This is a genomic window from Actinoallomurus sp. CA-150999, from assembly GCF_050942425.1.
Classification (GTDB): Bacteria; Actinomycetota; Actinomycetes; order Streptosporangiales; family Streptosporangiaceae; genus Actinoallomurus.
This window is the reverse complement of the sequence record NZ_CP192063.1, coordinates 3,128,572-3,147,328: the sequence shown is the minus strand read 5'-3', so window position 1 is coordinate 3,147,328 and position 18,757 is coordinate 3,128,572. Positions and strand designations below refer to the sequence as shown.

The 18,757-nt window shown below is 71.0% G+C and carries 13 protein-coding genes; 5 read left to right on the top strand and 8 right to left on the bottom strand.

The genetic code is table 11. The features are described 5' to 3' along the window. The first annotated feature begins 76 nt into the window (after positions 1–76). Together ACQP2O_RS14920 and ACQP2O_RS14915 are read left to right on the top strand one after the other, a co-directional pair. Positions 77–1,963 carry an HSP90 family protein gene (locus tag ACQP2O_RS14920; protein ID WP_433184446.1) on the top strand — a complete coding sequence of 629 codons (1,887 nt, stop codon included), beginning with the start codon at positions 77–79 and terminating at the stop codon, positions 1,961–1,963. Next, positions 1,960–3,114, top strand: coding sequence for a hypothetical protein (locus ACQP2O_RS14915; RefSeq protein ID WP_433184443.1), 1,155 nt, complete (start codon positions 1,960–1,962; stop codon positions 3,112–3,114). The genes ACQP2O_RS14920 and ACQP2O_RS14915 overlap by 4 nt, the downstream gene beginning before the upstream one ends. Here the strand turns inward: ACQP2O_RS14915 and ACQP2O_RS14910 are convergent. Continuing rightward, positions 3,111–4,643 carry a N,N-dimethylformamidase beta subunit family domain-containing protein gene (locus ACQP2O_RS14910; protein WP_433184441.1) on the bottom strand — a complete coding sequence of 511 codons (1,533 nt, stop codon included), beginning with the start codon at positions 4,641–4,643 and terminating at the stop codon, positions 3,111–3,113. The two genes, ACQP2O_RS14915 and ACQP2O_RS14910, sit on opposite strands and share 4 nt — an antisense overlap. A gap of 61 nt (positions 4,644–4,704) precedes the next feature. Next, positions 4,705–7,704, bottom strand: coding sequence for a bifunctional [glutamine synthetase] adenylyltransferase/[glutamine synthetase]-adenylyl-L-tyrosine phosphorylase (locus ACQP2O_RS14905; RefSeq protein WP_433184438.1), 3,000 nt, complete (start codon positions 7,702–7,704; stop codon positions 4,705–4,707). Between the two features lie 89 nt (positions 7,705–7,793). On the opposite strand from ACQP2O_RS14905, the gene ACQP2O_RS14900 reads away from it, so the two are divergent. Then, complete coding sequence (locus tag ACQP2O_RS14900) at positions 7,794–9,137, top strand: FG-GAP-like repeat-containing protein (RefSeq protein ID WP_433191025.1); 1,344 nt, start codon at positions 7,794–7,796, stop codon at positions 9,135–9,137. A gap of 63 nt (positions 9,138–9,200) precedes the next feature. Here the strand turns inward: ACQP2O_RS14900 and ACQP2O_RS14895 are convergent, their stop codons facing one another. Further along, entirely contained in the window at positions 9,201–10,787 is a 1,587-nt protein-coding gene (locus ACQP2O_RS14895) for an MDR family MFS transporter (RefSeq protein ID WP_433184436.1), read from the bottom strand. Between the two features lie 118 nt (positions 10,788–10,905). On the opposite strand from ACQP2O_RS14895, the gene ACQP2O_RS14890 reads away from it, so the two are divergent. Next, positions 10,906–11,469 (top strand): TetR/AcrR family transcriptional regulator, encoded by a 564-nt coding sequence (locus ACQP2O_RS14890; RefSeq protein ID WP_433184433.1) that lies wholly within the window; start codon positions 10,906–10,908, stop codon positions 11,467–11,469. A 7-nt stretch (positions 11,470–11,476) separates the two neighbouring features. Here ACQP2O_RS14890 and glnA read toward each other — a convergent pair whose 3' ends face one another. Next, positions 11,477–12,838: a type I glutamate--ammonia ligase gene (gene glnA, locus ACQP2O_RS14885; RefSeq protein WP_433184430.1), complete on the bottom strand. Its 1,362-nt coding sequence runs from the start codon at positions 12,836–12,838 to the stop codon at positions 11,477–11,479. Positions 12,839–13,132: 294 nt separating this feature from the next. On the opposite strand from glnA, the gene ACQP2O_RS14880 reads away from it, so the two are divergent. Continuing rightward, positions 13,133–14,575, top strand: a complete 1,443-nt coding sequence (locus ACQP2O_RS14880; protein ID WP_433184428.1) for an alkaline phosphatase family protein — start codon at positions 13,133–13,135, stop codon at positions 14,573–14,575. 54 nt (positions 14,576–14,629) lie between these two features. On the opposite strand, the gene ACQP2O_RS14875 is transcribed toward ACQP2O_RS14880, so the two are convergent. The 4 genes from ACQP2O_RS14875 to ACQP2O_RS14860 form a co-directional block, all read right to left on the bottom strand. After that, positions 14,630–15,403 carry an amino acid ABC transporter ATP-binding protein gene (locus ACQP2O_RS14875; RefSeq protein ID WP_433184425.1) on the bottom strand — a complete coding sequence of 258 codons (774 nt, stop codon included), beginning with the start codon at positions 15,401–15,403 and terminating at the stop codon, positions 14,630–14,632. Continuing rightward, positions 15,400–16,221 (bottom strand): amino acid ABC transporter permease, encoded by an 822-nt coding sequence (locus ACQP2O_RS14870; RefSeq protein WP_433184422.1) that lies wholly within the window; start codon positions 16,219–16,221, stop codon positions 15,400–15,402. The genes ACQP2O_RS14875 and ACQP2O_RS14870 overlap by 4 nt, the downstream gene beginning before the upstream one ends. Before the next feature lie 31 nt (positions 16,222–16,252). Beyond that, entirely contained in the window at positions 16,253–17,062 is an 810-nt protein-coding gene (locus ACQP2O_RS14865; RefSeq protein WP_433184419.1) for an ABC transporter substrate-binding protein, read from the bottom strand. Between the two features lie 74 nt (positions 17,063–17,136). Then, positions 17,137–18,690 carry a penicillin-binding transpeptidase domain-containing protein gene (locus tag ACQP2O_RS14860; protein WP_433184416.1) on the bottom strand — a complete coding sequence of 518 codons (1,554 nt, stop codon included), beginning with the start codon at positions 18,688–18,690 and terminating at the stop codon, positions 17,137–17,139. Between the last annotated feature and the right edge of the window lie 67 nt (positions 18,691–18,757).

Sequence of the window (18,757 nt, the reverse complement as noted above, 5' to 3'; positions counted from 1 at the left end):
CCGGCCCGTTGCACCGTGGCTACAATCGGCGTGATCTTGACCTGCCCTCCGATACCGCACCGAAGGCTCTGACGACGTGTCGCTGACCGGCGCTACCGACCACACGTTCCAGGTAGACCTGCGAGGCCTGGTCGAGGTGCTCTCGCAACATCTGTACTCCAGCCCCGATGTCTACGTGCGGGAACTGCTCCAGAACGCCGTCGACGCCATTTCCGCTCGCCGCCTTCTGGAGCCCGAGCACGCCGGCACGGTCGAGTTGGAGGTGCGCGAGTCCCACGGCGACCCACCGACACTCATCGTCACCGACAACGGCATCGGGCTCACCGAGGCCGAGCTGCACAGCCTGCTCGCCACCATCGGGCGCAGTTCCAAGCGCGTCGGACCCGATGGCCTGGAACCACCAGCCGACTTCATCGGCCGCTTCGGCATCGGCCTGCTCGCCTGTTTCCTCGTCGCAGACGAGATCACCGTGATCACCCGCTCGGCGGCAGCCCCGGATTCCCCGGTGTTGCGCTGGCGAGGACGGGCGGACGGCACCTACGACACCTCCGTCCTCGACGCCGACCTCACTCCGGGCACCCGTGTGCACGTGCGTGCCCGGCCGGGCTGTGCGCATCAGGTCGCGCGCGACCACGTGCTCGGCCTTGCCCGGCACTATGGCGAGCTGCTGCCGGTGCCCGTTCGCCTCCACGACGGCACCGGTGACGTGCACGAGATCACCGGGGAGGGAACACCGCCGTGGGAGCCCGAGGGAGCCTCCCTGGAGCAGCGGCGCACCATCGCGCGCGGCTATGCCCGGCGGGTCTTCGATCTCGACCCGCTCGAGGTGATCCACCTGCACGCCGACGGCGTGCGGGGAGTGGCCTTCGTACTGCCGTACACCGCCGTCCCGGCGCACCGGCAGACCCACCGCGTGTACCTCAGGCGCATGCTGCTGACCGAGTCCGCCGATCGGCTGCTCCCCGATTGGGCGTTCTTCGTGCGCTGCGTGGTCGATGCCGACGACCTGCAACCCACTGCGGCCCGTGACGGCTTTCGCGACGACGAACGGCTCGATGCCGTACGCGAGCAGTTGGGGCGTTGCGTGCGCGACCATCTCGTCGAGCTGGCCCGCATCCGGCCCGATCGGCTGGAAGCCATCCTGAGGACGCACCACGAGAGCATCGCGGCACTCGCCGTGCACGACACCGAATGCCTCCGCCTGTTCGCCGACTGGCTGCCGCTGGAGACGTCCCTCGGGCAGATGACCGTTGGCGAACACGCTCGCCGGTTCGGCGAACTGCGCTTCCTCCGCCGGGTCGACGACTTCCGCCAGATCGCGCCGATCGCGGCCGCTCAGGGACGCTGCGTGGTCAACGCCGGCTACGTCCACCTCGCCGACCTCCTGGAACGCCTCGCGTCGGTGCGGCCCGAACTCGGCATCGCCGAGCTCGACCCGACCGACGTCGCCGACACGTTCGCCGGCCTCACCCTTGAGGAGCGCGCGCAGGTGCACGACCTGGTGCGCACCGCGGACCTGACGCTGCAACCGCTCGGCTGTGCCGTGGAGGCGCGTGCGTTCGCGCCGGACAACCTTCCCGCCATGTACATCACCACGAGCGATGGTCGCTTCCACCGGGAGCTCGACCTCACCCGGGAGATGTTCACACCGGGTGAAAGCCCCTGGGGCGGTGTGCTCGACGCGATGTCCGGCGGGCTTCCCCGCGTTCCCGCGACGCGGCTCCTCCTCAACCTGAACAACCCGGTCGTGCGTACCCTCGCCGCCCAGGCCCAAGCCCAGGCCGCTGCCGAGGCGAAGGCCGGCGCGGCCGCGGCCGGGGGCGCACGTGTCCGCCGCGCGGTTCAGCTGTTGTACCTGCAGGCACTGCTGTTGGGGCACCACACACTGCGTGAGCTCGAGCTCGGGCTGCTCAACGACGTCGTCATCGGGCTCGTGGAACAACCCGAGGAGCCGAGGCCGTGACCGCACAGGAGCGGATCCAGACCCTGTGGCAGGCGCATCGCGACCTGCCGTGGAACGGGCAGTCATTGCCGCGCCATGTGCCCCTGCTGGAGGAAGGCATATCCCTGGCCGACAGCATCGGCGACCTGCGGCACGGCTTCCGTTTCCGGATCCAGCTCGCCGGGGTGCTGGGCAATCTGCATCTCGTCGAGCGGGCGTTGGTACCACTCTCCTGGTGCCTGGCGACCTTCGACAGCAGGGGGTCGGAGCTGCCCGCTTTCTACGGAGGCCGTCTGCTGGAGATCGCCATTTCCATTCTCCAGAAGATGCCTCACCTTCCGGAGATCTCCCGGATCGACATCGACCGGCTCCTCGACGATCTGACGCAGCGCCATCGCCGCGCCGGGTATCCGCCCCGCGGCATGCTGGAACGGGGCCAGTACGTCCTCATGTGCGTCGGCGACCTCGACCGGGCGGCGGACATGTTCGCGGCCTGGCGGTCACTGCCTCGCGACAAGGAGGTGATGAACTCGAACAGGTCTTGTCTGTACGACTGCGACACCTGCGAAGCCGCGGGCGTCATGGAATGGCTCCTGGCCATCGGCCACGACGAGGAGGCGCTCGCCGCGGCCCAGCCGGTCCTCGATGACACCGCGCCGTCATTCGACGGCAGCTGCGATGGGATGCGGGAGTGGATACTCGCCCACGCGCTGGCCCCCCTGCTCCGGCAGGGAAGGGCGGAAGAGGCAGGCGTTCAGCACCGGCGTGGTCTTCGCCTGGTCACCGGAGATCCCAGTGCACTTGACGAGCTCGCGCCCCACCTGACCTTCCTGGCCGCCACCGGTCAAGCCGTTCAGGCGCTGCCGCTGCTCGAACAGCATCTGGCACTGGCCGGCGCACGCACCGATCACCTTCGATACGAGCTGGACACCGCGGTGTGGCTGGTGGTGGAGGCGCTCGCCGGACAGGGGACGGCGACGATCACGCTGCGGCTGCCCGAGTGGCATCACGCGCACGAGCCGTCGGGCCGGTACGAGGCCGTCGCACTGGCCGAGCGGTTGGCGGTGCCGTTGCGAACGCTGGCCGCTCGATACGACACCCGCAACGGCAACACCTTCGTTTCCGCGCAGCTCGAACGCCGGCGAGCGCTGCTGGACCTGGATCGCGCCTAATCGAGGTCCGCGCCCTGGGCCGCGCCGAGCCCGGCCGGCTTGATCTTTTTCAGGTTGTCCCGTGCCGGATGGGCCCGGCCGGCGGGACCGACGGCGAAGGCGCGCAGGACGTTCTCGGTGACCTTGGAGACGAAGGTCGCCGCCTTTCCGGTGACGCCGTGGCCGCAGGCGCTGCCGCGCATCGAGCAGACCCAGCGCATCGTTCCCGTGGCGAACACCCCGGCCCCGCTCTTGGCGGTGTAGTACGTCGCGTCGGAGGTTGTCGTGGACGTGCCGCACCCGACGGTGGAGTGGGCCAGCACCTCGATCGGCCGCGGCGTCGGACCGCCCCTCGTGACCGCGTCGGACTCCGGGCCGATCACGCCGGGGAACTCCTCGCCCTCGCGCGCGCCGGTGCCCGCGAACACCCAGTTGTCCGGCCGGTACACCTTCCACGCCCCGTCGGCGGGGAAGCAGGTGTACATGATGCCGATCAGGGCGCTCTCGGGGCGGGGCTTCGGCGACAGGCGCCAGTCCTGGGTCTTCTCGGCCGGATCCTTGATCGGATCCTCGTCGGCGCTCTTGTAGCAGACGACGAGGCGCTCGGCGCCGAGGGAGGTCGCCTCGAACCGGATGTGCCGGTTCACGGCGTTGGCGCCCAGGAACGCGATGTTCATGCCGGCGTCGCGGGCCTTCGTCGCCTCGTCGCGCATCGCGGTCGACCAGTACTCGTCGTGGCCCAGGGACACCAGCGCCCGGGCGCCGTCGAGCAGCCGCGGGTCGTGGTGGAGGTCGTTGTCGGTCTCGTACGCGAGGGGCAGCCCGGTCTTCTCGGCGAGCGCGATGGCGGGCTGTTCGAAGGCGAGGAACTTGACCGCGCCGTTCCCGTCGTAGGGGCGGTCGAAGCTGACCGCCCGGGAACGGCCGTCGAAGCCGCCCGGCCCCTGGTACAGGTCCCGGCCGCCCCACATGTTGTACGCCTGCCAGGTGGTCGTGCCGTTGAGGATGACGACCTTGCCGGCGGTGCCGGCCGACCGTACGGTGACCGGCACGAACCGCTGGGCTCCGGAGTCGGCGTCGAGCCGCAGCAGGTAGGAGCCCTCGGGCCAGTCCCGGGTGGAGACGGTGAGGGAGGGTTGCCACGGCGCGGTGATCGTGTGGGTGGCGCCGGTCGTCTTCGCGCCCGCCTGCTTCTGCCCGGCCTGGCGCGGGGAGGCCCACACCTTCCGCGCCTGGGCGCCGCCGTACCAGCCCATGCGAAAGGCGCTGACGGTGTAGCCCTTGGCGGTCGTCGACACGAACAGCCGGAAGGACTCGCCCGGCAGCACGCTCACACGGTCGGCGAAGCCCTCGATGGCGTGCTCGGCGCCGGCCTTGCGGACCTTCCAGTCCTTGGTGCCCGGCCGGGCGTTCTCCGCGACGGCGGGCGTGGGCGCGGACGTGGCGACCCGGTGGCGGGTCGGCGCCTTCCCGCCTCCCCCGCCTCCCCCGCCGCATCCGGCCAGCAGCGCGAGAACGGCGAGTACGGCGGCGGCCCGGTTAACGATCACGCGCCGGATTCTCCCGCATAGCAGGCTGAGCGCGGCCCGGGATTAACCTAGCGTTGACCCTTCATGAACCTCCGCTGTCGCCGTAGAAGACGCGCTCGACGACGGATCGGGCGTGGCGGGCGTGGCGTCGGTAGTCCTCCAGCATGTCGCCGGAGGCGGGGTAGCCGAGGATGCCCGCCACGGCGGAGCGCGCGCGGTGGTGCTCGGTCGGCAGCATGTCCGAGGCCCGCCCGCGTACGAGCATGACGGCGTTGCGGATGCGCGTGGCCAGCCGCCAGGCGTCGCAGAGCCGGACGGCGTCCTCGCGGTCCAGCAGACCGGCCGCCGCCGCCGCGTCGAGCGCCTTCAGGGTGCGCGTGGTGCGCAACTCCGGGATCTCGTGCGCGTGCTGGAGCTGGAGCAGCTGGGCGACCCATTCGACGTCGGACAGGCCGCCGGGCCCCAGCTTGGTGTGCAGGCGGCGGTCGACGCCGCGGGGCAGCCGCTCGGCCTCCATGCGGGCCTTCAGCCGGCGGATCTCCCGCAGCGCGCGGTCGTCGATGCCGCCCTGCGGCCACCGGAGCGGGTCGATCAGCTCCCGGAAGCGCGCGCCGAGCCCCTCGTCGCCGATGACCGGGGCCGCGCGCAGCAGCGCCTGGCTCTCCCAGGGCGAGGACCAGCGCCGGTAGTAGGAGGCGTAGGAGTCGAAGGTGCGCACGAGCGGGCCCTGCCGCCCCTCCGGCCGCAGCCCCGGGTCGATCACCAGCGGCGGGTCCGGCGCGGGCAGCGCGAGCAGCCTGCGCAGCTCCTCCGCGACCGCGTGCGCGGCGGCCGGCGCCTCCTGCTCGGTGCCCGGCAGCGGGTCGTGGACGAACATGACGTCCGCGTCACTGCCGTAGCCGAGCTCGTACCCGCCGAGGCGGCCCATCGCGACGACCGCGAACCGCGTCGGCAGCGGCGCGCGGCGCTCCATCTCGATCTTGGCGATGGCGGCCGACAGCGCCGCCTCGAGCGTGACCATCGCGATGGCGGTCAGCGCCTCGCCGGTCGCGCGGACGTCGAGGCGGCCGAGCAGGTCCGCCACCGCCACGCGCAGCAGCTCGCGGCGGCGGACGCCGCGCACGGCGGTGACCGCGTCCGCCGCCGGATCGAGTTGCAGGCGGGTTGCGGACGCGCCCATGTGCCGGCCCACCGCTGCGAGGGCCTCGGTGCGCAGCGCCTCCTGCGACCGCGGCGTCAGCTCGGCGTCGCCGGCCAGCAGTTTGACGGCCTCGGGCGCGCGGAGCAGCAGGTCGGTGGCGTAGCGGCTGGAGGACAGCACGTGCGCCATCCGCTCCGCCACGGTGACGTCGTCGCGCAGCAGCCGCAGGTACCACGGGGTGGTGCCGAGCGCGTCGCTGACCTGCCGGAAGCCGAGCAGCCCGGCGTCGGGGTCCGGGCCGTCGGCGAACCAGCCCAGCATGACGGGCAGCAGCGTCCGCTGGATCGCCGCGCGCCGGGAGACCCCGGACGTCAGGGACCCCAGGTGCCGCAGCGCGCCGTCCGGGTCGGCGTAGCCGAGCGCCTCCAGCCGCGTGCGGGCCGCCTCCCGGGTCAGACGCGCCTCGTCGCCCGGCAGCCGGGCCACCGCCAGCAGCAGTGGCCGGTAGAAGAGCTTCTCGTGCAGGCGCCGGACCTCGCGGGCGTGCCGCCGCCACTCGGCCGTGAACTCCCCCACCGGGTCGGTGCGAAAGCCCAGCGCCCGGCCCAGGCGCCGCAGGTCGGCCGGGTCCTCGGGCACCAGGTGGGTGCGCCGCAGCCGGTGGAGCTGGATGAGGTGCTCGACGCGCCGCAGGAACCGGTAGGCGTTCGCGAGCGCGGCGGCGTCGGCCCGGCCGACGTACCCGCCCCAGGACAGCTTCTTGAGGGCGATCAGCGTGTTCGGCCCGCGCAGGCCCTCGTCCGTACGCCCGTGCACGAGCTGGAGCAGCTGGACCGCGAACTCCACGTCCCGCAGCCCGCCGGGGCCGAGCTTCAGCTGGCGCCCCGCCTTGTCCGGGTCGATGTGCTCCTCGACCCGGCGGCGCATCGCCTGGACGTCCTCGACGAAGTTCTCCCGCTCGGCGGCCCGCCAGACGAGCGGGGCGAGGGTCGCGGCGTACTCCTCGCCCAGCTCCCGGTCCCCCGCGACCGGCCGGGCCTTCAGCAACGCCTGGAACTCCCAGGTCTTGGCCCAGCGTTCGTAGTAGGCGCGGTGGCTGGCGAGCGTCCGTACGAGCGGTCCCGCCTTGCCCTCCGGGCGCAGCGCGGCGTCGACCTCCCACAGCGCGCCCTCGACGGTGCTCGCCGAGCAGGCCCGGATCATCCCGGAGGCCAGCCGGGTCGCGGCCCGTAGCGCGGCCGTCTCGTCCTGACCGGGCACGGGCTCGGCGACGAAGATGACGTCGACGTCGCTGACGTAGTTCAGCTCGCGCCCGCCGCACTTGCCCATTCCGATCACCGCGAGCCGGCACGTGTCGGCCTGCTCGCCGAGCTCGGCGCGGGCGATGGCCAGGCCGGCCTCGAGCGCGGCGGCCGCGAGGTCGGCGAGTTCGGCGGCGACCTCCTCGACGTCCGCGGCGCCGGTCAGGTCGCGGCCCGCCAGGTGCAGCAGTGCCCGCCGGTACGCGACCCGGAGCGCGATCATCGCGTCCGGCTCTCCGGCGCGTGGCGCGGGGTCGGCCGGATCGGCGCCGACGGCGTCCAGCAGCGCGGTCCGCAGGTCGTCGGCGGTCGGGCGCTGGAGCGCCGCCGGGCCGGTGAGGACCCGCCAGTGGCCGGGATGCCGCACGAGGTGGTCGGCGAGCGCGGCACTGACGCCGAGAACGGCGATCAGCCGGCCGAGGGCGTCCGGGTCGGCGGTCAGCTCGTCCCGGACATCGGTCCGTTCCAGCAGCCGGAGCAGGCCCGCGAGGGCCAGGTCCGGGTCGGCGGCGGCACCGAGGGCGTCGAGGAGGCCGTCGCCGAGCCCGTGGCCCGTCAGGCGGCGCTCGGCCTCGGCGACGTCCGTGATCCCGAGCCGGGCCAGCCGGGCGGTCGTGGTCTCCGTACGGCGTTCGCTCACGAAGAAAGGTAATCACGAGCGCTCCCGAACCATCGTCGTGGGCAGCGCGTCACCTAATTCATGAGAAACCTTCACGAGGAGGATGCTTGGTGAAAATAGTCACCACAAGTGCGGCCGCCGTGGCGGCAGCCGTCACGGTCGGCCTCGCGTCGGCGGCGCTGGCGGCACCGGGCCGGCCGACAGTGACGCGGAGCGCCGTCTCGGCGACCGTGAAAGCGGCCAAGCCCGGCGACTTCAACGGCGACGGCTACCCCGACCTGGCGATCGGCGCGCCGGACGCCACCGTCGGCAAGGCCGCGAAGGCGGGCGCCGTCGCGGTGGCGTACGGCTCGAAGAACGGGCTCAGCACGGCGCGGCGCCAGGTCATCAGCCAGAACAGCGCCGGCGTGCCGGGCACCGCCGAGAAGGGCGACCACTTCGGCTCGGCGCTCGCGGTCGGCGATTTCAACGGCGACGGCTACTCCGATCTGGCGATCGGAGCGCCCGGCGAGGACATCGGGAAGAAGAAGGACGCCGGCTCGCTCACGATCGTCTTCGGTTCCAAGAAGGGGCTGTCGACCAAGGCGGTCTCGGTGGACTCGGTCGGCGGCGACACGCTGACGGCCGGCGATTTCAACAAGGACGGCCGTACCGACTTCGCCATCGCGGCCATCGACGGCACGAAGATCTGGGTCGTGCCGGGGACCACGTCCGCCAAGCCGCGCGCGGTGGGGATCAGCCCCGGCAAGGACGGCCACGTCCACAACGTCGCGTCCGGCGACGTGACCGGTGACGGTTACGCCGACCTCGCGGTGAGCTGGTACTACGACGACCCGGCCGACGAGGGCGTCACGAGCGTCTTCGCCGGTTCGGCCAAGGGGCTGGGCAAGAAGGTCGGCCCGACGATCGAGCTCGGCGAGACGTACGGGGTCGCCGTGGGCGACCTGAACAAGGACGGCCGCGGCGACGTCGTGATCGGCGGGCTCGACGGTGGCGGCTACCGCGTCTATCCCGGCACCAAGAACGGGATGGACCAGGCGCACGGGACCTCCGGCAGCGAGGGCGGCAAGCCGGTCGCGGTCGGGGACGTCAACGGCGACGGATACGCCGACATCGCGTCGGGCCTGTCACCCGAGGACGGTCCCGAGGACCTGGTCGCGACACGTCTCGGCTCCGCGAGCGGCCCGTCCTCGAACGTCCGCACCCTCACGGAGACGAAGGCCGGCATCACGCCGAACCAGAACAACTGGTTCGGGTTCTCGATCGCGCTCACGGACGTGAACGGCGACGGCCGGGCCGAGCTCGTCACCGGTATCCCCGGCCTGAACGACTTCGCCGGAGCCATCGCCGTGACGCCCGGCACCGCGTCCGGGATCGGCACCGGAACGAAACTGATCAAGGCGAGCGCGTTCGGCCTCGGCGCCAAAGCGCGTTTCGGCACGCTCCCCGGCTGACGGGAGTCCCGGAGTAGCGAAAGGGGGTTCCCTGGCGGGAACCCCCTTTTGTCGTGGACGAGATCAGATCGCCGGTTCGGCGATGGTCTCGGCGGCCTGCTCCTTCGAGCCCTTGGGCCCGGAGCCGCGCAGCGGCACCTCGCGGACGAACCAGGCGACGATGAACGCGGCGAAGGCGACGACCGCTCCGCCGATGACCGTCCCGTGCAGGCCGCTGGTGACACCGGCCTCGAACGCCTCCCGTACCGGCGCGGGCAGCGTGTGCAGCATCGCCGGCGTCAGGTGGGCGCCGCCAGAGGAGATCTTGTGGGCGGCCTCGGCGCCGAGCCGGTCACCGACGGTGTGCTCGAGGCGGTTGGTGTAGATCGACCCGAACAGCGCCACGCCGAGCGAGCCCCCGACCGTACGGAACAGGGTGACCGAGCCGCTCGCCGCGCCCATGTCCCGCAGCTCGGCGCTGTTCTGGGTGATGAGCGTGGTGTTCTGCATGATGAAGCCCATGCCGAGACCGACGCCGAGCGTCAGGGCGGAGCTCATCGCCGTGCTGGTGTCCACCTTGAGCATGAGCAGGACGAGCATGCCCGCGGTCATGATCGCGCCGCCGATGATCGGGTACAGCTTGTAGCGGCCGTTGCGGGCGATCAGCTGACCGGTGGTCAGCATGACGACGAGCATGCCGAACATCAGCGGCAGGAGCAGCAGGCCGCTCGTCGTCGCCGAGGCGCCCTGGACGTCCTGCATGTAGTACGGGAGGAAGTTGACCGCGCCGAACATCGCCGCGCCCACGAAGAAGCTGAGGATCTGCGCGACCGTGAAGTTGCGGTTGCGGAACAGCCGCGGCGGCAGGATCGGCTCGGCGGCGCGGGCCTCGGCGAAGACGAACAGGACAAGGGCGACGACCGACGTGACCGCCAGGCCGATGATCTGCGCGGACCCCCAGTCGTACTGGGTGCCTCCCCAGCTCGCGACGAGGGTGAGGGAGACGACGCCGACCGTCAGCAGGAACGCGCCGATGAAGTCGATCTTCGCCTTGATGTGCGGCGTGTGCAGGCGCATGCCCAGGCCGGTGACGAGCAGGGCGACCGCGCCGATCGGCACGTTGACGTAGAAGGTCCAGCGCCAGCTGAGGTGGTCGGTGAGGAACCCGCCGATCAGCGGGCCGCCGACGAACGCGATCGGCATCATTCCGCCGATGATGGCCTGGAAGCGACCGCGCTCCCGCGGCGGAACCAGGTCACCGATGATCGCGAACGCGCCCACCATCAGGCCGCCGGCGCCCAAGCCCTGCAGCGCCCGGAACCCGATGAGCTGGTTCATGCTCTGCGACAGCCCGGACAGCATCGATCCCGCAAGGAAGATGACGATGGACGCCATGAACATGCCCTTGCGGCCGTACAGGTCGCCGAGCTTCCCCCAGATCGGCGTCGCGGCCGCCGTGGCGAGGGTGTAAGCGGTGACGACCCAGGCCAGATGGCTGAGGCCGCCCAGATCACCGACGATCGTCGGCAGTGCGGTGCCGACGATCAGGTTGTCGAGCATCGCGAGGAACATGCCGAGCATCAGGCCGATGATCGCGATGTAGATCGATCGCGCGCTTCTCGACTCGGCCGCGCCCGGTGGCGCGGAGTCCGCAGTCTTCGTCCCCGACATGGGTAGCCTCTCTCTGATGGCCTTGGTTCTTACTTGCCGACCGGCTAGTGAAACTTACTTGCCGTACGGTAAGCTACAAACTAGCCGGTCGTCAAGTTAGTTTGAGTGGAGATTGATCATGGGCGAACACCGCGGCGACACCCGGGCGAGGATCCAGGCGGTCGCGCTCGAGCTGTTCGCTGAACAGGGTTACGAGAAGACGTCGCTACGGGAGATCGCCGAGCGGCTCAACGTGACCAAGGCGGCGCTGTACTACCACTTCAAGACCAAGGAAGACATCATCGTCAGCCTGTTCGACGATCACCTGGGCAGGCTCGACGAGCTGATCGCCTGGGGCCGGGAACAGCCGGCGACCCGGGAGATGCGGCAGGAGCTGGTCCGCCGATACGCCGACAATCTGTACGGCAGCGGGCCCGGGATCATGCGCTTCGCGCACGAGAACCAGGGCACCATGCGCGACCTCGCCGTCGGCGAGAAGCTCAAGTCCCGGATGAAGGGCCTGCGGGAGCTGCTCGTCGACCCGAAGGCGCCGCTGACCGACCAGCTCAAGTCGGCCATGGCGCCCTTCACGCTGAACGTCGCGCACTTCGCCTTCGAGGAAGGCGACATCACGGACGAGGAACGGCGGGCCGCCGGGGTCGCCGTCGCGCTGGAACTGGTCTCCGGGTCGGGCGAGAGCTGAGCAGCGCTTACAGCACCGAGAGGTAGCGGCGGCGCTCGTACTCGGTGACCTGGCGGCGGTAGTCCTCCCACTCCGCACGCTTGTTGCGCAGGAAGAAGTCGAAGACGTGCTCGCCGAGGACCTCGGCGAGCAGCTCGCTGCGCTCCATCGCCGCGATGGCCTCGTCGAGGCTCTGCGGCAGCGGCTCGATGCCCATCGCACGGCGCTCGGCCGCGGTCAGCGCCCACACGTCGTCCTCGGCGCCCGGCGGCAGCTCGTAGCCCTGCTCGATGCCCTTCAGGCCCGCGCCCAGGATCGCGGCGAAGGCGAGGTAGGGGTTGCAGGCGGTGTCGGGCGCGCGGAACTCGATGCGCGTCGCGTGGCCCTTCTGCGGCTTGTACATCGGGACGCGGACCAGCGCCGAGCGGTTGTTGTGGCCCCAGCAGATGTACGGCGGCGCCTCACCGCCGGCGCCGGCGGACGCGCCGACGCCGCCCCACAGGCGCTTGTAGGAGTTGACCCACTGGTTGGTGACCGCGGTGATCTCGGCCGCGTGCCGGAGCAGCCCGGCGATGAACGCCCGTCCGATCTTGGAGAGCTGGAACTCCGCGCCGGGCTCGTAGAAGGCGTTGCGGTCGCCCTCGAACAGCGACATGTGGGTGTGCATGCCGGACCCGGGCTGGTCGGTGAACGGCTTGGGCATGAAGGAGGCGTGCACGCCTTGCTCGAGCGCGACCTCCTTCATCACCAGGCGGAACGTCATGATGTTGTCGGCCGTGGTGAGCGCGTCGGCGTAGCGCAGGTCGATCTCCTGCTGGCCGGGACCGCCCTCGTGGTGGCTGAACTCGACGGAGATGCCCATCGACTCCAGCATCATGATCGCGTTGCGCCGGAAGTCGTGCGCGGCCCGGTGCGGCGTGTGGTCGAAGTAGCCGCCGGAGTCGACGGTCGACGGCTCGCTGCCGTCGTCGGGGCGGTCGCCGAGGAGGTAGAACTCCAGCTCGGGGTGGGTGTAGAAGGTGAACCCGAGGTCGGCGGCGCGGCCGAGGGTGCGCTTGAGGACGTAGCGCGGGTCGGCGAAGCTCGGCGAGCCGTCCGGCATGAGGATGTCGCAGAACATCCGGGCCGTGCCCGGCGACTCCGCGCGCCACGGCAGCACCTGGAACGTCGAGGGATCCGGCTTGGCGAGCATGTCGGCCTCATAGACGCGGGCGAACCCCTCGATGGCCGATCCGTCGAAACCGATGCCCTCGGCGAACGCCTGCTCCAGCTCGGCGGGCGCGACCGCGACGGACTTGAGGAATCCGAGCACGTCGGTGAACCACAGCCGGATGAAGCGGATGTCGCGCTCCTCAAGCGTGCGGAGCACGAACTCCTGCTGACGGTCCAAAACTAGATCCCCTTAGCAACCTGCGACGACAACTCTGACCTCGTATCAGTGTGCCGCGTCCATGTTTCGGTCACGTTACAACGTTCCGGAGCCTGACCGGCCGTGAGGAGGAGCGTTCAGACCTCCTGCCTCGGCGGATGTCTCCCCCGTCTCCGTTTTGCCGTTTCTTGACCGGCCGTACGCCCCCGTTCCGGACCGCGTTCAACCGCCGGACCCGTGCCGCACGCCGGATGTCCGTCCCCGGTCGGTACACGTGGGCGTTGCCGATCTCCGGCCCTCACCGAGGGAGCCTCAATGCGAAAACGTCTCATCGCCGGCACGGCCGCCGGGCTCGCCGCCGCGGCACTCGTCGCGCCGACGACCGCGCAGGCCGGCCCGACCGCACGGCACGTTCTGCTGCTGAGCGTCGACGGCCTGCACGAGTCGGACCTCATCCGCTACGCCGCCGCGCATCCGAAGTCCGCCCTCGCCGGGCTGCTGCGGCGCGGGACGTCGTACCCGCACGCCAGGACGACGACCCCGTCGGACTCCTTCCCGGGGCTGTTGTCGATGGTGACCGGCGGCACCCCGCGCAGCACCGGCGTCTACTACGACGACAGCTACGACCGGTCGCTGTCCGCCCCCGGGTCGGCCTGCACGAGCAAGGGCACCGAGGTCGTCTACGACGAGTCCGTCGACCGCGATTCGACCAAGGTCGACGGCGGAGGCGGGCTCGACCCCGCCAAGTTCCCTCGCGACCCGGCGAAGAACTGCGCGCCGGTCGCCCCGCACGCGTACCTGCGGGTCGACACCGTCTTCGAGGTGGTCAAGAAGGCCGGTCTCCGCACGGCGTGGAGCGACAAGCACCTCGCCTACGACATCGTCAACGGGCCGTCCGGCAAGGGCGTCGACGACCTGTACACGCCCGAGATCGCGTCGGTGCCGGCGTCCGGCACCGCGGGCAATGACGACCTGAAGGTGGCCGGGATCCTGCACGAGGTGGACGGATACGACCACACCGGCACCCACCGCGCCGACGTGCCCGCGGTCTTCGGCATGAACTTCCAGGCCGTGAGCGTGGCCCAGAAGGACCCGGCCGGCGGCTACCAGGCCGGCGGCGCTCCCGGCTCCGAGGTGGCCGCGGCGCTCGACCACACCGACGCCTCGATCGGCCGCATCGTCGCCGAACTGGGGCGCAGGAACCTGCTCGGCTCGACCGACGTCATCGTGACCGCCAAGCACGGCCAGTCGCCCATCGACAAGAGCAAGCTCAAGATCATCGGCAAGGACGTCGTGCCGGGCATCGTCAACGCGGTCAAGCCGGGGCTCGTCGCCCAGGCGACGCAGGACGACGTCGCGCTGATCTGGCTGACCGACCAGTCGAAGACGGCCGCGGCGGCGGCCGCGCTGCGCGAGCGGGCGGCCAGTGCCGGGATCGCCCGCGTGCTGGCCGGCGAGGACATCCTGAAGCGGTTCGGCGACCCGCGCCGTGACCCCCGGGTACCGGACCTGGTCGTGATCGCCAAGCCCGGCGTGATCTACGCCAAGCCCGGCAGCAAGATCGCCGAGCACGGCGGCTTCAGCGCGGACGACGCCCACGTCGCCCTGGTCGCCGCGGGTCCGGGCTTCCGGCACACGACGATCGGCGGGCACGTGCGGACGACGCAGATCGCACCGAGCATCCTGACGCTGCTGGGCCTCCGGCCCGACGCTCTGCAGGCGGTACGGATCGAGGGCACCCGCCCGCTGCCCCGGTGACGCGCGCCTGAGGTGTCCACCTCACCGGGTGAGCGGCTCACCCGGTGAGGTCTCTCAGTCCTCGACGTCGGCGGCGGCCGGGTCGAGGACGCGGGACAGGAACCGGCGGGTCCGCGCGTGCTCCGGGTCGCCGACGACCTTCGACGGCGGCCCCTCCTCGACGATGACGCCGCCGTCCATGAACACGACCCGGTCGGCGACCTCGCGGGCGAAGCTCATCTCGTGGGTGACGACCAGCATGGTCATCCCTTCCAGGGCGAGCTTGCGCATGACGGCGAGCACGTCGCCGACGAGCTCGGGGTCGAGGGCGGAGGTCGGCTCGTCGAACAGCATGACCTCCGGGCCCATGGCCAGCGCGCGGGCGATCGCCACGCGCTGCTGCTGGCCGCCGGACAGCTGCGCCGGGTAGGCGTCCACCTTGTCGGCCAGGCCCACGCGTTCGAGGTTGTCCCGCGCGACCCGGTCGGCCTCCTCCGCGGAGCGCCGCAGCACCTTGCGCTGGGCGATGGTCACGTTGCCGAGCACGGACAGGTGCGGGAACAGGTTGAACTGCTGGAACACCATGCCGATGCGGCGGCGCGCCGCGTCGATGTCGACCTCCGGGTCGGTCAGCTGCACACCCCCGACGTACACCTCGCCGGCGGTGGGCTCCTCCAGGAGGTTCACGCAGCGCAGCAGCGTGGACTTGCCGGAGCCGGACGGCCCGATGACGCACACGACCTCGCCGCGCCGGACCTCGAAGTCGATGCCGCGCAGCACCTCCAGATCCCCGAACGCCTTGTACAGCTCGATGACCTGGACCGCCGCGCCGTCGTTCACGATCGTCACCGCTGCCCCCTCTTCTGCCGGGCCTCCAGCCGCCGCGCCACGTGGCTGAGCGGGATCGTGATGATCAGATAGCAGATGGCGGCGGCGATGATCGGCGTGGCGTTGCCCTTCTGGCCGGTCACGTCCTGGGCCAGCTTCGCCAGCTCCCGCTGCTGCAGCGTGACGCCGAGGTACAAGGCCAGCGAGGAGTCCTTGACCAGCAGGACCAGCTCGTTGGTCAACGGCGGGATCACGATGCGCAGTGCCTGCGGGACGATGATCGTGCGCATCGCCCGCCCGTGCGACATGCCGAGCGTGCGCGCCGCCTCCATCTGACCGCGCGGCACCGCCTCGATGCCGGCCCGGATGGTCTCGGCCATGTACGCCGCCGAGACCAGCCCGAGGGCGAGGGCGGCCTGGCCGTACACGCCGCCGGGGATGTTGACCCCCGGAAAGGCGATCGGGACGCCGGTGCCCACGAAAATGAAGATCAGCAGCGCGGGCAGCCCACGGAACACCTCGATGTAGGCGAGGGCGAACCAGCGGTACGGCGGCACCGACGACAGCCGCATCAGCGCCAGCAGCAGCCCGGCCGCCAGGCCGAGCCCGAACCCGGTGACCGTGAACAGCACGGTGTTCCGGAGCGCGACCGTGATGATGTCGGGGAACAGGGTCTTGGCGACATGCCACTCGGCGAAGTTGGTCTTCAGCGAACCCCAGTCCGCCAGGGACGCGAACAGCACCACGACGACGATGAAGATGCCGTACTCGCCGCCCAGGATGAGCCGGCGGCGCTGCCTCCGGGTCAGCCGCGGCGCCGCCTCCGCGTGTTGAGTCATCTGCGGCCTCTCGGATCGTTCAGCGGCGCGCTCAGGCGTTCGCCGGCATCGGGCCGATCCACTTTTCGTAGATCTTCTTGTACTCGCCGTTCTGCCGCGCCTCGTCGATCGCCCCGTTGATCAGCGCGAGCAGCTTGGGGTTCTTGCCCTTGCGGACGGCGAAGCCGTACTGCTCACCGGTGTTGAGGCTGGCCGCCACGGCGTACTTGGCGTTCGCCGGGTCCTTCAGCCAGCCCTGCACGACCGGGTAATCCTCGATGATCACGTCGACCTGGCCGCTGCGCAGCCCGTTGAGCAGGCTCGCGGAGTCCTTGAAGGACTTCGAGTCGATGCCCTTGGAGTGCACGAAGTCCTCACCCGTGGTGCTCGCCTGGGAGCCGACCTTCAGCTTCTGCGCCTTCACCTCGTCCAGCGACGGGAAGCTCAGGCCCTTCTTGGTCATGAGCGCCTGGGTCGCGTTGAAGTACGGCTTGGTGAAGTCGATGAACTTCGCCCGCTCCGGCTTGATCGTCATACCCGCGGCGGCGACGTCGCACTTCCCGGCATTCAGCGCCGCCCCGCCCTTGATGGTCTCGAACGGCGTGTCGACGACCTGCTGGGTCACGCCGAGCTTCTTGGCGACCAGGTCGATCATGTCCACGTCGAAACCGACGACCTTGCCGCCCTGAGCCGACTGGAACGGCGGGTACGGCAGGTGGGTGCAGGTGGTGAGCTTGCCCTTCTTCACCAGCTTGGCGCCCTGCACCGTCGCCCCGTCTCCCCCGCTGCTGCAGGCGGTCAGGGCGAGAGCGGCCGCACAGAGCCCTGCGGTGGCGGCGGCAAGCCGGCGACGAATAGCCACAATTCCTCCATAAGCCATGAAAACAACTGTCCGACTATGTCATATCAGTCACCACCTGCAGATACTCCAGTGGGTCACGACTTGATCACAGTCAGGAAGCGGGCCGCCACCGGCGCGGCCACCTGCCCGCCGTCGCCGCCGTGCAGAACGAACACCGCGAAGGCCAGATCACCCCGGTAGCCGATGAACCACGCGTGGGTACGGCCCTGGGCATCATATTCGGCGGTCCCGGTCTTGCCCGCCGTGCCGGCCGGAAGCCCGGCGTGCGCCGCGGTTCCCCGCGCGACGACCGCGCCCATCATCGACCGCAGCCCCGCCACCGCCGCCGACGGCAGCGGCCGGACCGTCCCCTTCGCGACGAGGCGCTCGGGCACCAGGCGCGGAGAGCGGTACGAGCCGTCGGCCACGGCCGCGGCGACGACGGCCATGGCGAGGGGGCTCGCCTGGACCTTCCCCTGGCCGATGGACGCCTCGGCGAGCCCGTTGTCGTTCCCCGGGTCCGGGAAGTCGCCGGCGTACGCGTCCGTCCCCGGGGCGAAGTGGGCGCCGAACCCGAAGGCGGTGGCGCTCGTGCCGAGCCGCCCGGCACCGGCGCCCACGCCGAGCGTGGCGAACGTCGTGTTGCAGGACTCCGCGAACGCGTCGGCGAGCGGCACGCGTCCCAGGGCGAGATCGCCGTGGTTGTGGATGGTGCGCTGCCCCGCCACCGTGACCGCCGGGCAGTCCACCGGGCTGGATGGGGTCATGCCGCCGTCCAGCAGGGCCGCCGCCGTCACCACCTTGAAGGTCGACCCCGGCGGATACAGGCCCAGGAACGCGCCCTTGGCCACCGGCAGCCGGTCGGCGACCGCCAGGATCTCGCCCGTCGACGGACGGATCGCGACCAGCGCGGCCGACGCCGACCCGACGGCCGCGTCCGCGGCGGCCTGCGCGCGCCGGTCGATGGTCGTACGGAGGGGATGGGCGTCACTCCCGCCGAAGGTCTTGAGCCGCTGGGCCGGCTGCCCCGGGTTCCGGATCTGCACCGCCCACCCGGGACTCCCTTCCTCGGAGCCGTCGCCGAGACCGGCGAGGTACGGCTGCACGCTGCTGTCGCTGGGAAGCGGCCTGCCGTCCGCGGCGACCGGGTCGGCCGATGCGGCCTCGATCCGCGTCAGGAACCACTGCCCGCCGTCGGCCAGGGCGGGATGCAGGGTGGCGGGCGACCACACCACCCGCCAGGCGCCGTTCCGGCGGGCGAGCCGCAGGGTCGCGTGGAAGCTCCAGTCCCCGACGTCGCCCAGTTCGCGGGTGACGGCGTAGTCGACGGACGCCTCGTCCCCGTGCCGCACCGGCCGGCCCGGGGTGAACTCCACCGAGTCCACGTGCAGCGACCGCGACAGGTCCCGGTGCCGGTCGGCGAAGTCGCCGGGCGGGTCGTCGACCAGCCGCCGCATCGCGGCGAAGTCGCCGTTCTCCCAGGCGCGGAAGTAGGCGCTCGCGGCCTGCTCCGGCGTCGTCGGCCCGCTCGGCCGCCGTAATGCGGCGCAGGAGAACGCGGCCGCCGCCACCAGCAGAATCACCCCGGTCGCGAGCACGACGACCTTACGCATGCGGACTCCCCCGTCGACGGCGTCTGAATCGATCATTAAGTCGATCATTCGACGCCGAGCGAAGGCGATGGTCTGACCGGTTCCGGTCGGCCCCGGACCTGCG